Here is a 13746-nt window from a genome sequence, read left to right on the forward strand (position 1 = left end):
ATCTTAATTAAAGTAGAAGGAGATAAGACAATGAACTTAGTACAGGACAAAATAGTTATAATAACAGGTGGAACAAGTGGTATAGGTCTTTGCGCAGCAAAAATATTCATGGATAACGGTGCAACAGTTTCTATATTCGGAAAAACTCAGGAAGAAGTAGATGCTGCTAAAGCAGAATTAAAAGAAACTCACCCAGATAAAGAAGTATTAGGATTTGCTCCAGATTTAACTAATAGAGATGAAGTTATGGCTGCAGTTGGTGCAGTAGCTGAAAAATACGGAAGATTAGACGTTATGATAAACAATGCTGGTGTTACTAGCTCAAACGTATTCTCAAGAGTTAGCCCAGAAGAATTCAAATATTTAATGGATATAAACGTTACAGGTGTATTCAATGGTGCTTGGGCTGCTTACCAGTGCATGAAAGGTAGAAAAGAAGGAGTTATAATAAATACTGCTTCAGTAACAGGAATACACGGATCATTATCAGGAGTTGGATACCCAACAAGTAAATCAGCTGTTGTAGGATTCACTCAGGCTCTTGGTAGAGAAATAATACGTAAAAACATAAGAGTTGTTGGTGTTGCACCAGGTGTTGTTAACACTCCAATGGTTGGTAATATACCAGATGAAATATTAGATGGATACCTAAGCTCATTCCCAATGAAGAGAATGTTAGAACCAGAAGAAATAGCTAACACTTACTTATTCTTAGCTTCTGACTTAGCTAGTGGTATAACAGCTACAACTGTAAGCGTTGACGGTGCTTATAGACCATCATAAGATTTACTTTAATTTAAAACTGTAATTAGATAGATAATACGACGATTAATATAAAAAATGTTCTTTAAAAGAAAAGGAGAAATAAAATGGCTGGATTAAAAGATTTTCCTAAATTTGGTGCACTTTCTGGATTAAAAATATTAGATAGTGGATCTAACATAGCTGGACCTCTAGGTGGTGGACTTTTAGCAGAATGTGGTGCTACAGTTATACACTTCGAAGGACCTAAAAAACCTGACAACCAGAGAGGTTGGTATGGATACCCTCAGAACCACAGAAACCAGTTATCAATGGTTGCTGATATAAAATCTGAAGAAGGTAGAAAAATATTCTTAGACTTAATAAAATGGGCTGACATATGGGTTGAATCATCAAAAGGTGGACAGTACGACAGACTAGGTCTTTCTGATGAAGTTATATGGTCAGTAAACCCTAAAATAGCTATAGTTCACGTTTCTGGATACGGACAGGTTGGAGATCCATCATACGTAACAAAAGCTTCTTATGATGCTGTTGGACAGGCATTCAGTGGATACATGTCATTAAATGGTGTTAATGAAGCATTAAAAATAAATCCTTACCTAAGTGACTTCGTATGTGGTCTTACTACTTGCTGGGCAATGTTAGCATGCTACGTAAGTACTCAGTTAACTGGAAAAGGAGAATCTGTAGACGTTGCTCAGTACGAAGCATTAGCTCGTATAATGGACGGACGTATGATACAGTACGCTACTGATGGTGTAAGTGTTCCAAAAACTGGTAACAAAGATGCTCAGGCAGCTCTATTCAGCTTCTATACTTGTAAAGATGGAAGAACTATATTCATAGGTATGACTGGTGCTGAAGTATGTAAGAGAGGATTCCCTGTAATAGGGCTTCCAGTTCCTGGTACAGGTGACCCTGACTTCCCAGAAGGATTCACAGGATGGATGATAAATACTCCAGTTGGACAGAGAATGGAAAAAGCTATGGAAGCATTCGTTGCTGAAAGAACTATGCCAGAAGTTGAAAAAGCTATGATAGATGCTCAGATACCATGCCAGAGAGTTTATGATCTTGAAGACTGCTTAAACGACCCTCACTGGAATGCTCGTGGAACTATAATGGAATGGGATGACCCAATGATGGGACACATAAAAGGTCTTGGATTAATAAACAAATTCAAAAACAACCCTTCTGAAATATGGAGAGGTGCTCCATTATTCGGTATGGACAACAGAGACATACTTAGAGACCTTGGATACTCTGAAGAAGAAGTTAACGATTTATACGCTAAAGGTATCGTAAACGAATTCGACCTTGAAACAACTATAAAACGTTACAAACTTGATCAGGTTATACCTCACATGGCTAAAAAAGATAAATAAGAAACGTATTAAATAATAAAATATAAATGTCGAGCCTGCCAGAATGAGAATTTTGACAGGCTTGATATTATAACGAAATGTTATAAAAAAAACAAAATAAAAATTGCTTAAATTTTATACAAGGAGAATTGAAATGACAGCAACAAACGCAAACTATAAAAAAGGCTTTATCCCATTTGCTATAGCAGCGTTACTAGTAGGTCTTATAGGTGGTTTCACAGCCGTTCTAGCACCTGCATTCGTAGCAGATATGGGTCTTAACGATAACAATACTACATGGATAGCACTAGCGCTTGCAATGTCTACAGCTGCATGTGCTCCAATACTTGGTAAATTAGGTGACGTACTTGGACGTCGTAAAACTTTATTATTAGGAATCATAGTATTCACAATAGGTAACGTATTAACAGCAATAGCATCTTCATTAATATTCATGCTAGGTGCAAGATTTATAGTTGGGGTTGGTACAGCGGCTATAGCTCCAGTTATAATGGCTTACATAGTTACAGAATATCCACCAGAAGAAACTGGTAAGGGATTCGCTCTTTATATGTTAATATCAAGTGCTGCAGTTGTTGTTGGTCCAACTTGTGGTGGATTAATAATGCAGGCATTTGGATGGAGAATGATGATGTGGGTTTGTGTTGCCCTTTGTGTAGTAACATTCTTCATATGTTCAGTAATGATTAAGAAAACAGACTTTGAAAAGAAAAGTCTTGATAACTTCGATAAAAAAGGTGCAGTATGCGTACTAATATTCTTCAGTTTAGTATTATGTATACCATCATTTGGACAGAATATAGGTTGGACATCAGCGCCATTCCTAGGTGTTACAGCAGTAGCTTTAGTAACATTATTCTTATTAATAAAAGCTGAAAGCAGTGCAGAAAACCCAATATTAAGTGGTAAATTTATGAAACGTAAAGAATTCATATTACCAGTATTAATATTATTCCTTACTCAGGGATTAATGCAGGCTAACATGACTAACGTAATATTATTCGTTAGAGCTACTCAGCCAGAAAATACAATAATATCAAGTTTCGCAATATCAATCCTTTACATAGGTATGTCTTTAGGTTCAGTATTCATAGGACCTATGGCAGATAAAAAAGAACCAAAAACTGTACTTACAGGATCACTTCTATTCACTGGTATAGGTTGTGCAATGATGTACTTCTTCACAGAAACTGCACCATTCGCAATGTTAGCTGGATCTCTAGGAATGTTAGGTATAGGACTTGGAGGAAATGCTACAATACTAATGAAAGTTTCATTATCTGGATTATCTCAGGCAGAAGCTGGATCAGGAACAGGAACATACGGATTATTCAGAGATATATCAGCTCCATTTGGTGTTGCGGTATTCGTACCACTATTTGCAAACACAGTTACAACAAGAATGGCTGGAGTAATGGCTAACGGAACTGCAGAAGCTGCTGCTAAATCATTAGCATCTGTTTCTTCTATACATACATTAGCATTAGTTGAAGTATGCTGTGTAATATTAGCAATAGTTGCAGTTAGAATGCTACCAAAAATACACAATAAATAATTTAAAAATAATAACAGAGTTGAAAAAACACTCAATTAAAAGAGGGGCCTTGAGCCCCTTTTTTAGTGTAAAAATGACAAAATACTATCAAATTTATATAAATGATAATTAAACTCGTCAACCAAAGAAATATTCACAAAGTAGATAATAATAGATATTCAAAAAGTGATATATTATTAGGCAAAAAGTGCAAGAAATTAGCGAGTATTCGACAACTTTTTGTCCAATGGTAGAAAAGAATATTTGTTATCATAAATATAGACAAAGGGCTTTGACCAAAACTAAGGAAAAAGTTTGCATAATATAAAAAATAAAATAAAATAAAAAAATAAAAATAAAATAAAAGCGAAAGGAAAAAACAACATCATGGATATGAAAAATTCTAAACTATTCTCACCTTTAACAATAGGATCATTAACATTAAACAACAGAGTTGGTATGGCACCAATGAGTATGGACTACGAAGCTGCTGACGGAACAGTTCCAAAAAGATTAGCAGATATATTTGTTCGTAGAGCTGAAGGTGGAACAGGATATGTAACAATAGACGCGGTAACAATAGATAGTAAATATAAATATATGGGTAATACAACTGCTTTAGATTCTGATGATTTAGTTCCTCAGTTCAGAGAATTTGCAACAAGAGTTAGAGAAGCAGGAAGCACATTAATACCTCAGGTTATACATCCAGGACCAGAATCAATATGTGGATACAGACACATAGCACCACTTGGACCATCAGTTAATACAAATGCTAACTGCCACGTGAGCCGTGCTATAAGTGTAGATGAAATACATGAAATAATAAAACAGTTTGGACAGGCTGCTAGAAGAGTTGAAGAAGCAGGATGCGGTGGTATAGGATTACACTGTGCACATGCTTACATGCTACCAGGTTCATTCTTATCTCCATTAAGAAACAAAAGAATGGATGAATACGGCGGATGTCTAGATAACAGAGCAAGATTCGTAATAGAAATGATAGAAGAAGTTCGTAGAAATGTAAGTCCTGATTTCCCAATAATGCTTAGAATATCTGGGGATGAAAGAATGATAGGAGGAAACTCTTTAGAAGATATGTTATACTTAGCTCCAAAATTTGTTGAAGCTGGTGTAAATATGTTTGAAGTTTCTGGAGGTACTCAGTACGAAGGATTAGAACACATAATACCAAGTCAGAACAAAAGCATAGGTGTAAACGTACACGAAGCATCTGAAATCAAAAAAGTTGTAGATGTTCCAGTTTACGCTGTTGGTAAAATAAATGACATAAGATACGCTGCTGAAATAGTTGAAAGAGGACTAGTTGATGGGGTATCAATAGGTAGACCATTATTAGCAGATCCAGACTTATGTAATAAAGCAAAAGAAAACTTATTTGATGAAATAACTCCATGTGCAAGCTGTGGAGGAAGCTGTATAAGCCGTACTGCAGATAGACCTCAGTGTCGTTGCCATATAAACCCAAGAGTTGGATTCGAATATGATTATCCAGAAGTTCCAGCTGAAAAATCTAAAAAAGTTCTAGTTGTAGGTGCTGGACCTGGTGGTATGATGGCAGCAGTTACAGCAGCTGAAAGAGGACATGATGTAACACTTTGGGAAGCTGACACTCAGATAGGTGGACAGATAAACTTAGCAGTAGTAGCTCCAGGTAAACAGGAAATGACTAAATGGTTATCTCACTTAAACTACAGAGCTAAAAAAGCTGGAGTTAAAATGGTATTAGGAAAAGAAGCTACAGTAGAAAACATAAAAGAATTTGCTCCAGAAGCAGTTATAGTTGCAACAGGTGCTAGACCATTAGTTCCACCAATAAAAGGAACTCAGGACTACCCAGTTCTTACAGCTCATGACTTCTTAAGAGGAAAATTCGTTATACCAAAAGGAAAAGTTTGTGTACTAGGTGGAGGAGCTGTTGCTTGTGAAACTGCAGAAACAGTATTAGAAAACGCTAGACCAAACGCATTCACTAGAGGATTTGATGCTAGTATCGGTGATGTAGATGTTACATTAGTAGAAATGTTACCACAGTTATTAACAGGAGTATGTGCTCCAAATAGAACTCCATTAATAAGAAAACTTAAAAACAAAGGTGTTCATATAAATGTAAATACTAAAATATTAGAAGTAACTGACCACGACGTTAAAGTTCAGAGAGCTGACGGTGCAGAAGAATGGTTAAAAGGATTCGACTACATACTATTCGGACTTGGTTCTAGAAACTACGATCCAATATCTGAACAGATAAAAGAATTCGTTCCAGAAGTACACGTTGTTGGGGATGCTAAGAGAGCTAGACAGGCAAGCTTTGCAATGTGGGAAGCTTTCGAAGCAGCATACAGCTTATAAGATACAAAATAATATAGCCTAAAATAAAGGGATATCTCAGATGAGATATCTCTTTTTTATTGTCTAAAATCGATATTTTTAGAGATTATATATTATAATAATAAAAAAGAATACTCTAAAAAATATAAGAAAAGGGTGATACAGATGAGCAAAATTTTAGTAGTTGGAAGTCTTAACCTAGATTATGTAATAGAAGTAGAAAATATGCCAAAAGCTGGAGAAACAATTTTTGGAAAAAGCCTTAAAAAAGTACCTGGTGGAAAAGGTGCAAACCAAGCATATGCAATAGGAAAGCTTGGTGGAGATGTGGCTATGATTGGGGCAGTTGGAGATGATGATGCAGGACAGATTCTATTAAACAATCTAAAAAGTGTAAATGTAGACACAAGAGGAATAGAAAGTATAAAGGAAAATGTCACAGGTCAGGCGTACATATATGTAGATGCTAATGGTCAAAACTGTATAACTGTAATCTCTGGTGCAAATGCGGTTGTAGATAGGGATATGATTGATAGAAATATGGAGTTAATTGACGATTCAGAGTATATTGTTATGCAGCTTGAAGTACCAGTAGATACCGTAAAATACGTAAAAAATATAGCTGTATCAAAAGGAAAGAAAGTGATAATAGATCCAGCACCAGCGATAAAAAATCCAGACGTAAATCTTTGGAAAGGTTGCTATATAATTAAGCCAAATGAGTTAGAATTAGCTACATTAACTGGAAAAGAATTAAACAATATTAAAGAATACAAAGAAGCTGTAACAGAACTTCATAAAACAGGCGTAGATTATGTTATATCTACTCTTGGTGGAGATGGAGCAATAATGCATGACGGAAAAAATTTAAAAAGCTTTGATTGTAAAAAGACAAAAGTTGTAGATACAACAGCAGCAGGAGATACATTTACTGCTGGTCTTGTAATTGCATTAAATGAAGGAAAAAGCATAGAAGAAGCTATAGATTTTGGGCAGAGTGCAGCTGCAATAGCTGTTTCAAAAAAGGGTGCACAGACATCAATTCCTTCAAGAGATGAACTAAAAAACATATAAAAATTAATAAAAGAATATATAAGAATATATGAAGAAAGAGCTAATCAACGTAGACTAGCTCTTTTTTAGACTTTAAAAACTTGATACTTACTTTTAAAATTATCTATAAAATTATCGTACTCTCTCTGATTTTTTATAATGATTACTTTATCTCCATACTTTTCAAAAGCGTATTTATAATTATCAGTTTGGGATTTCTTCCTAGAGTCCCATAAAATCCATTTTATAAATTCGAAATCGACCTTTTCTATACAATTATCTGCCATAGACTCCCTAGTTTTTCCTCTATTTTCAAAAAGTCTTTTAAAGGCCCTAAATAAACAATTAAACCTATTAAAATTCATAAAAATAATCAAATCAGCGGATTCTAATCTTTCGTTGTACGACATATGAGAATAATTTCCGTCGATTACCCAACTATCATTATCTTTTAAAAAACTGGATACAATCTTACACTCAGTTTTTGCATCGTTTTCAATCCAATTTGGTAGCCAATGAACCTTATCCAAATATAGAACGGGAATATTTAAAATATCAGAAATCATCTTTGAAATTGTAGATTTTCCAGAACCACTAAAACCAATTACCATTATTTTAGAAAAATTATTTGATTTCATAAAAATATCTCCTATCTAAACGGTGTAGACTATACTTTAAAAAAATATGTTTTTAAAGTATTTTTTATGTTTTAATTATATCTCTAAATAAATAAAATTTGAATAGATAAAATATATTTAGAACTTTCTTAAGAAATATTAAAAAATATACATCAAAGAGGAGATTTTTTTGTCATATATTATATAATATATTTATCAGAATAAAACAAAAGGTGGGGATAAATATGAAAGAAGCAGAAGAAATTTTTAAATATATAGTAGAAGAAATACATTCGATAATAATGGCGACAGTAGACGAAAAAAATAGGCCAATTACATGTGCAATAGATATAATGGATTACGATGAAAGTGGATTATACTTCCTAACATCTAGGGGGAAAGGATTTTATAAAAGACTTAAGGAAAATAACAATGTAGCTCTAAGTGCTATGAAGGGGAACTCTACATTAGGAAGAGTTTCAATAAATATAAGGGGAAATGTAAAAGAATTAGGGCCAGAAAAAATCGGATACCTATTTTCTAAAAATGAGTATATGAAAAAAATATACCCAACAGAAAAATCAAAAATGAATCTTACAGTTTTTAAGGTAGAAAAAGGTGTAGGTGAGTGCTTTGATTTAAGAACAAGACCAATAAAAAGACACGAGTTTTCTTTTGGTGGAGAATCTAAGGAGAAAAAAGGATATTTTGTAACAGATAAGTGTATAAACTGTGGAAGATGTATAGAAGTTTGTCCTCAAAATTGCATAGTTGAAGATCAGAAGAACTGGAATCAGGTTAAAATTAATCACTTAAACTGCTTAAGCTGTGGAAACTGTGTAGAAGTCTGTCCAGTTGAAGCAATATTAAAGCGGATTTAGAAAGATTATAAATGATAAAAAATAGCTACAAAATAATATTTTGGAGTGGATTATGAAAAATAAAAAAATAATAGTAGTATTTGCGGTTGTTATTTCTCTAATAGCAAGTTTTTCGTTTGGATATAATATTAAAACTAAAAACAATGATATAAATAACACTGAGTTAAAAAGTGAAACAGTTGAAATAACGACATCTAAAGAAAAATACAGTGGTAAAAAGCCAAAGTATATATTCTTATTTATAGGTGATGGAATGAGCTATTCTCAGCTGCAACTAGCAGATTATTACCTGAAGAAAACGGGAAATAATGGACTAGATATATTGAAACTGAGCACAAATGGAACTATACAAAATCAAGATAAGACATCGCTAATTCCAGATTCAGCATCTACAGCAACTGCTATGGCTACTGGAGAAAAAACTAAAAGTGGAAATATAAATGTAAGTGAAGATGGAAAAGAAAAATACGAAACAATTACACAGAAATTAAAAAAAGATGGATATAAGATTGGAATTGCTACAACTGTGAATATAAATCACGCTACACCGGCTGGATTTTCTGCCCATCGGGAATCTAGAAAAGGATACTATGAAATAGGCAAAGAAATGTTAAATACAGAATTTGACTATTTTGCAGGTGGAGATTTTAAGGATAAAAAAGGAGAAAATGGAGATAAGAAGAGTCTTGAAAAAATAGCCGAGGAAAAAGGATATACTGTGGCTGATAGTGAGGAAGAGTTTGAAAAGTTGGGAAATAATTCTAAAAAAGAAAATTCTTCAAATGATGAAAAGTACTTGGTAATATCTGATGATAGAGAAAAAACAGATGCCATGAAGTACAGTATAGACAAAAGATATGAACAGGAAAATGGAGAAGAGGAGTTATATTCTCTTTCAGATTATGTGAAAAAAGGAATAGATCTTTTATCTGATAAAGATAAAAAAGATAAAGGATTTTTCATGATGATTGAAGGCGGAAAAATAGACTGGGCTTGTCATAAAAATGATGCAGCATCAGCACTTCATGAAACTATTGACTTAGACAATGCAGTTGATGAAGCGCTTAAATTCTATAATAATCACAAAGATGAAACTTTAATAATTGTAACTGGTGACCATGAAACAGGTGGATTAGCAATAGGAAATTCAAACTCAGAATACGACACACACCTTGAAAATCTAGGATTACAGAAGATTTCGTGTGATAGATTCAATGAGGAGTATGTTTCTAAATATAAAAAGGAAAAAACTGATTTTAAAGAAGTACTAAAAGATATAAAGTATGTATTTGGACTTAAGAAACCTTTAGTATTTAAGGAAGAAAAAGCAAAAGAGGATTCTGATGATGATCACAAACATTCAGACGAAAATAGCTTGGAACTTAGTAAATCTGAATATGAAAGGTTAAAAAATGCATATGAGTTAACTATTAAAAAAAGCTCAAAGAATAGAACAAAGGAAGAAAGTACGTTGTATGGAAGTCATGAACCTATAACTGTGGAAGCTGCGAGAATACTTGCTCAAAAGAGTGGAGTAGGGTTTACGTCGTTTTCACATACTGCAGCTCCAATGGCTGTATTTGCAGAAGGAGTGGGAGCGAGTGAATTTGATGGTATGTATGATAATACTGAGTTGTATGAAAAGTTAATAGAGGTTATATATTAAAAATAGGGCTATTGTATTAGAAAATATTAATACAGTAGCCCATTTTTTTATAAGAATCTTATTTCTAAAGTTTTTCCCATTCCTTCAGCAAGTCTTTTTAATGTTTTTAAAGAAGGATTTCCACTTCCATTTTCATATCTGCTTATATCAGCTTGATTAATTCCAGTTATTTCTGCTAGTTGTTTTTGGGTTATTCCAGTTTCTTTTCTAGATTCTAAGATAGCTCTTACAATCTGATATTCGGGTTCAAGAGAATCCCATTCCTTTTTGAATTCCGGATTTTTTAATTCTTTATTTAATGTTTCTCTAAAATTTTTAGACATTATTAATTCACCTCACGATTAAAATATTCATTTCTTCTACTTAAGGCAAGATTAATTTCTTTTTGAGGAGTTTTTTGTGTTTTTTTGACAAATCCATTAGTTAAAATTATTCTTTTGCCCAAGACAAAGAAATATAAGATTCTTGTTATATCTGATTTAACTCTAGTTCTAATTTCAAAAATTCCATTCCCTAAAGATTTTGAATATGGCTCTCTTAACATATCTCCATGAGATGCTAATAATTCAAGATTTCTAAAAATTTTAGCTCTCATTTTAATATCTTGACTTAGAATAAATTCTTCTACTGGAAAACTTCCATCGTCTTTTTCAAAAAATTCTACTTCAAAAATATCCATTTTTCCTCCTGTGATATGTTATATATACCATATATGAAATTATATGTTATATATAACATATTGTCAAATTAGTTTATTTTTATCTTCTAAATATAATTATTGACAATAAATTTATTTTTATTAAAAAATTAATATATTATATGAGAAATTTTAGTGTGCTATAATTTTAGTAAATAAAGTTAAGAGGTGAAAAAAATGGATATGTTAGAGATAATGAAAACACAACAAAAGTACTGCTCAGATCATAGAGATATGCCAAATGAATTACAGATAAAAGCAAAGAATCTTTGTTGGGAATACAATCAGAGCAGACCTGATGAGCCAGAAAAGAGAGCTGAGATTCTTCAAAATCTTTTTGGAACTTGTCATCCACTTACATTTATTGAGCCATCTTTTAGATGTGACTACGGGTTTAATATACATACACATGGACTTACAATAATCAACTACAATTGCGTGATTTTAGATACATCTCCTGTAAATATTGGAAAGAATGCGTTTATTGCGCCAGGGGTTTGTTTAGCTTGTGCAGGTCATGCAATAGATGCTGAACAAAGAGCATATGGTATTGGTACATCTGCACCGATAACGATTGGCGATGATGTTTGGATTGGAGCAAATTCTACAGTTTGTGGTGGAGTTACTATAGGTAATGGGACTATTATAGGTGCGGGCAGCGTGGTGACTAAAGATATTCCAAGTGGAGTGATTGCTGTTGGAAATCCTTGCAGGGTGCTTAGAGAGATTACGGAAGAAGATAAAATTGAGCCATTAAAATTTTAAGTTATATTTTAAGTTTCGAGAGTATAATATAAGAAAAAACTTGAAACTTACGGACGGTGAAAAAAATGAAATTATTATTAGCAGAGGACGAAAAAGAATTATCAAAAGCATTAAAAGCTATTTTGGAAAGTAATAGATATTCTGTAGATGCGGTTTATGACGGAGAAGATGCAATCTACTACATGGAAAACAGTGAATATGATGCAGTTATTTTGGATATAATGATGCCAAAAGTGGACGGAATAACTGCTTTAAAAACTGTAAGAGAAAAAGGAATTGATGTACCTATAATAATGCTTACTGCAAAATCTGAAGTGGATGACAAGGTACTGGGATTGGATAGTGGTGCAAATGACTATCTAACAAAACCATTTTCAGCTAAGGAATTACTTGCTAGACTTAGAGTTTTAACTAGAGAAAAATCTGTAAGTAATACTTCAATAATAACTGTTGGTAACGTATCTTTGGATACAACAACATTTGAAATGTATTCCCCAAATGGAAAATTTAGGCTAACAAATAAAGAATATCAGATGATGGAGATTTTCATGAGAAATCCTAAACACATAGTATCTACTGAGCAACTTATAGAAAAAGTATGGGGATACGACAGCGATATGGAAAATAATGTTGTTTGGGTGTATATATCATACCTAAGAAAAAAACTAATTTCACTAAATGCAAATATTATAATAAAAGCAAATAGAAATCTTGGATATTCCCTTGAATTAGTTGAAAATGATAGTAAATAGGACGGAGAGAATATAAAATGATTGGAAAACTAAGGAAAAAATTTATAGCAGTTTCTGTGTTGTCGACATTTATAGTTTTGTCTGTAATAATATCTGGAATACATGTTATGAACTATCATAGAATAGAAAATGATGCGGATAGAATGTTGAGTCTAATTGCCGAAAATGATGGGAAAATGCCTTTTGGAAAACCAAAATTTGAAATGGGAAAAAAAGATGATTTTGGCAAAAGGGATATGATAAAATTCTCGCCAGAAACTCCATACGAAACGAGATATTTCTCTGTCGTAATAGGAGCAAATGGTATTGTTGAAAGGTCTGATACGGGGAAAATAGCTGCTATAGATACAGAAAGTGCAGTACAGTATGCTAAGGAAATATACAATGGAAATAAAAGTAGTGGATTTGAAGGAAATTATAGATTCTTAAAATCTGAAAAGGATGGAGCTACTATAATAACATTTTTAGATTGTACAAGGGAACTAGATGGATTTAAATCATTTATAGTAATAAGTGTAATTGTATCTGCAATAGGGTTATTGGCTGTATCTGCACTAATTGTAGTTGCATCAAAGGTTATCTTAAAACCAGTAGAGGAAAGTTATACAAAGCAGAAACAATTCATAACTAATGCAGGGCATGAAATAAAAACACCACTTACAATAATAGATGCAAACACAGAAGTAATTGAGATGATAAATGGAGCAAGTGAGTGGACAGAAAGTATAAAAAATCAGGTAAAAAGACTTTCTTCTCTTACAGCAGACTTGATTTCTCTTTCTAGAATGGAGGAGGAAAGTCGGTTTGAGATGAATGATTTCCCTATATCTGATGTTGTAGAAGAAGAGTGCGATGTATTTAAGGGAATGGCAGAGATAAAAGGAAAAGAATTAACTTCAGAAATTGAAAAAAATCTTAGTTATAATGGTGATGAAAAAGCTATTAGACAGCTTACATCAATTTTATTAGATAATGCGATAAAATATACAGACGAAAATGGAACTATAATTGTAAAACTAAGAAAATCAGGAAGAAAAATCAATCTATCTGTATATAACACAGTTGAAAGTATAACAAAAGAGGACACAGAGAGAATGTTTGAAAGATTTTATAGGGCAGATTTTTCAAAAAATTCAGAAACTGGTGGATATGGAATAGGGCTTTCAATAGCTAGTGCAATAGTTTCTGCCCATAAAGGAAAAATAAACGCTGAGACAGAGGATGGAAAATCCTTAAAAATAAATATAACAATTTAAGTTTAAGAGAGAAAAAATAGTGG

The 13746-nt window shown here is 32.8% G+C and carries 13 protein-coding genes; 10 read left to right on the forward strand and 3 right to left on the reverse strand.

Annotation, left to right across the window (positions count from 1 at the left end):
* Positions 1 to 30: 30 nt before the first annotated feature.
* From KGNDJEFE_RS02005 to rbsK, 5 genes are all read left to right on the forward strand, one after another.
* The gene (locus KGNDJEFE_RS02005) at positions 31 to 783 is read left to right on the forward strand and encodes an SDR family NAD(P)-dependent oxidoreductase (RefSeq protein ID WP_006438997.1); all 753 of its coding nucleotides are present in this window, start codon (positions 31 to 33) and stop codon (positions 781 to 783) included.
* A gap of 86 nt (positions 784 to 869) precedes the next feature.
* Positions 870 to 2150, forward strand: coding sequence for a bile acid CoA-transferase BaiF (gene baiF / locus KGNDJEFE_RS02010; protein WP_006438998.1), 1281 nt, complete (start codon positions 870 to 872; stop codon positions 2148 to 2150).
* 133 nt (positions 2151 to 2283) lie between these two features.
* Positions 2284 to 3705: an MFS transporter gene (locus KGNDJEFE_RS02015; RefSeq protein ID WP_006438999.1), complete on the forward strand. Its 1422-nt coding sequence runs from the start codon at positions 2284 to 2286 to the stop codon at positions 3703 to 3705.
* Between the two features lie 366 nt (positions 3706 to 4071).
* On the forward strand, positions 4072 to 6057 hold the full coding sequence (locus tag KGNDJEFE_RS02020) for an NAD(P)/FAD-dependent oxidoreductase (protein ID WP_006439000.1): 1986 nt from the start codon (positions 4072 to 4074) through the stop codon (positions 6055 to 6057).
* Positions 6058 to 6201: 144 nt separating this feature from the next.
* Entirely contained in the window at positions 6202 to 7110 is a 909-nt protein-coding gene (gene rbsK, locus KGNDJEFE_RS02025) for a ribokinase (RefSeq protein WP_040410178.1), read from the forward strand.
* Positions 7111 to 7175: 65 nt separating this feature from the next.
* Here rbsK and KGNDJEFE_RS02030 read toward each other — a convergent pair whose 3' ends face one another.
* Positions 7176 to 7727, reverse strand: a complete 552-nt coding sequence (locus tag KGNDJEFE_RS02030) for a DNA topology modulation protein (RefSeq protein WP_006439002.1) — start codon at positions 7725 to 7727, stop codon at positions 7176 to 7178.
* A gap of 224 nt (positions 7728 to 7951) precedes the next feature.
* On the opposite strand from KGNDJEFE_RS02030, the gene KGNDJEFE_RS02035 reads away from it, so the two are divergent.
* Both KGNDJEFE_RS02035 and KGNDJEFE_RS02040 read left to right on the forward strand, forming a co-directional pair.
* The gene (locus KGNDJEFE_RS02035) at positions 7952 to 8587 is read left to right on the forward strand and encodes a 4Fe-4S binding protein (protein ID WP_006439003.1); all 636 of its coding nucleotides are present in this window, start codon (positions 7952 to 7954) and stop codon (positions 8585 to 8587) included.
* Positions 8588 to 8639: 52 nt separating this feature from the next.
* The gene (locus tag KGNDJEFE_RS02040; RefSeq protein ID WP_006439004.1) at positions 8640 to 10253 is read left to right on the forward strand and encodes an alkaline phosphatase; all 1614 of its coding nucleotides are present in this window, start codon (positions 8640 to 8642) and stop codon (positions 10251 to 10253) included.
* Between the two features lie 47 nt (positions 10254 to 10300).
* On the opposite strand, the gene KGNDJEFE_RS02045 is transcribed toward KGNDJEFE_RS02040, so the two are convergent.
* Together KGNDJEFE_RS02045 and KGNDJEFE_RS02050 are read right to left on the reverse strand one after the other, a co-directional pair.
* A complete protein-coding gene (locus KGNDJEFE_RS02045; protein WP_148881772.1) occupies positions 10301 to 10576 on the reverse strand; it encodes a helix-turn-helix domain-containing protein in 276 nt (91 codons plus the stop codon).
* Between the two features lie 2 nt (positions 10577 to 10578).
* Entirely contained in the window at positions 10579 to 10932 is a 354-nt protein-coding gene (locus tag KGNDJEFE_RS02050; RefSeq protein ID WP_006439006.1) for a type II toxin-antitoxin system RelE/ParE family toxin, read from the reverse strand.
* Positions 10933 to 11127: 195 nt separating this feature from the next.
* On the opposite strand from KGNDJEFE_RS02050, the gene KGNDJEFE_RS02055 reads away from it, so the two are divergent.
* The 3 genes from KGNDJEFE_RS02055 (at position 11128) to KGNDJEFE_RS02065 (ending at position 13723) form a co-directional block, all read left to right on the forward strand.
* The gene (locus KGNDJEFE_RS02055) at positions 11128 to 11715 is read left to right on the forward strand and encodes a sugar O-acetyltransferase (RefSeq protein WP_006439007.1); all 588 of its coding nucleotides are present in this window, start codon (positions 11128 to 11130) and stop codon (positions 11713 to 11715) included.
* A gap of 65 nt (positions 11716 to 11780) precedes the next feature.
* Positions 11781 to 12467, forward strand: a complete 687-nt coding sequence (locus tag KGNDJEFE_RS02060; RefSeq protein ID WP_040410179.1) for a response regulator transcription factor — start codon at positions 11781 to 11783, stop codon at positions 12465 to 12467.
* Between the two features lie 17 nt (positions 12468 to 12484).
* Positions 12485 to 13723, forward strand: coding sequence for a sensor histidine kinase (locus KGNDJEFE_RS02065; protein ID WP_148881773.1), 1239 nt, complete (start codon positions 12485 to 12487; stop codon positions 13721 to 13723).
* The last annotated feature ends 23 nt before the right edge of the window (positions 13724 to 13746 follow it).

This window comes from Peptacetobacter hiranonis (assembly GCF_008151785.1).
Taxonomy (GTDB): domain Bacteria; phylum Bacillota; class Clostridia; order Peptostreptococcales; family Peptostreptococcaceae; genus Peptacetobacter; species Peptacetobacter hiranonis.

What these genes read in the sequence shown, in the direction of transcription:
- KGNDJEFE_RS02005 (WP_006438997.1), top strand. Translation starts at nt 31, where the DNA reads ATGAACTTAGTACAGGACAAAATAGTTATAATAACAGGTGGAACAAGT.
- baiF (WP_006438998.1), top strand. Translation starts at nt 870, where the DNA reads ATGGCTGGATTAAAAGATTTTCCTAAATTTGGTGCACTTTCTGGATTA.
- KGNDJEFE_RS02015 (WP_006438999.1), top strand. Translation starts at nt 2,284, where the DNA reads ATGACAGCAACAAACGCAAACTATAAAAAAGGCTTTATCCCATTTGCT.
- KGNDJEFE_RS02020 (WP_006439000.1), top strand. Translation starts at nt 4,072, where the DNA reads ATGGATATGAAAAATTCTAAACTATTCTCACCTTTAACAATAGGATCA.
- rbsK (WP_040410178.1), top strand. Translation starts at nt 6,202, where the DNA reads ATGAGCAAAATTTTAGTAGTTGGAAGTCTTAACCTAGATTATGTAATA.
- KGNDJEFE_RS02030 (WP_006439002.1), bottom strand. Translation starts at nt 7,727, where the DNA reads ATGAAATCAAATAATTTTTCTAAAATAATGGTAATTGGTTTTAGTGGT.
- KGNDJEFE_RS02035 (WP_006439003.1), top strand. Translation starts at nt 7,952, where the DNA reads ATGAAAGAAGCAGAAGAAATTTTTAAATATATAGTAGAAGAAATACAT.
- KGNDJEFE_RS02040 (WP_006439004.1), top strand. Translation starts at nt 8,640, where the DNA reads ATGAAAAATAAAAAAATAATAGTAGTATTTGCGGTTGTTATTTCTCTA.
- KGNDJEFE_RS02045 (WP_148881772.1), bottom strand. Translation starts at nt 10,576, where the DNA reads ATGTCTAAAAATTTTAGAGAAACATTAAATAAAGAATTAAAAAATCCG.
- KGNDJEFE_RS02050 (WP_006439006.1), bottom strand. Translation starts at nt 10,932, where the DNA reads ATGGATATTTTTGAAGTAGAATTTTTTGAAAAAGACGATGGAAGTTTT.
- KGNDJEFE_RS02055 (WP_006439007.1), top strand. Translation starts at nt 11,128, where the DNA reads ATGGATATGTTAGAGATAATGAAAACACAACAAAAGTACTGCTCAGAT.
- KGNDJEFE_RS02060 (WP_040410179.1), top strand. Translation starts at nt 11,781, where the DNA reads ATGAAATTATTATTAGCAGAGGACGAAAAAGAATTATCAAAAGCATTA.
- KGNDJEFE_RS02065 (WP_148881773.1), top strand. Translation starts at nt 12,485, where the DNA reads ATGATTGGAAAACTAAGGAAAAAATTTATAGCAGTTTCTGTGTTGTCG.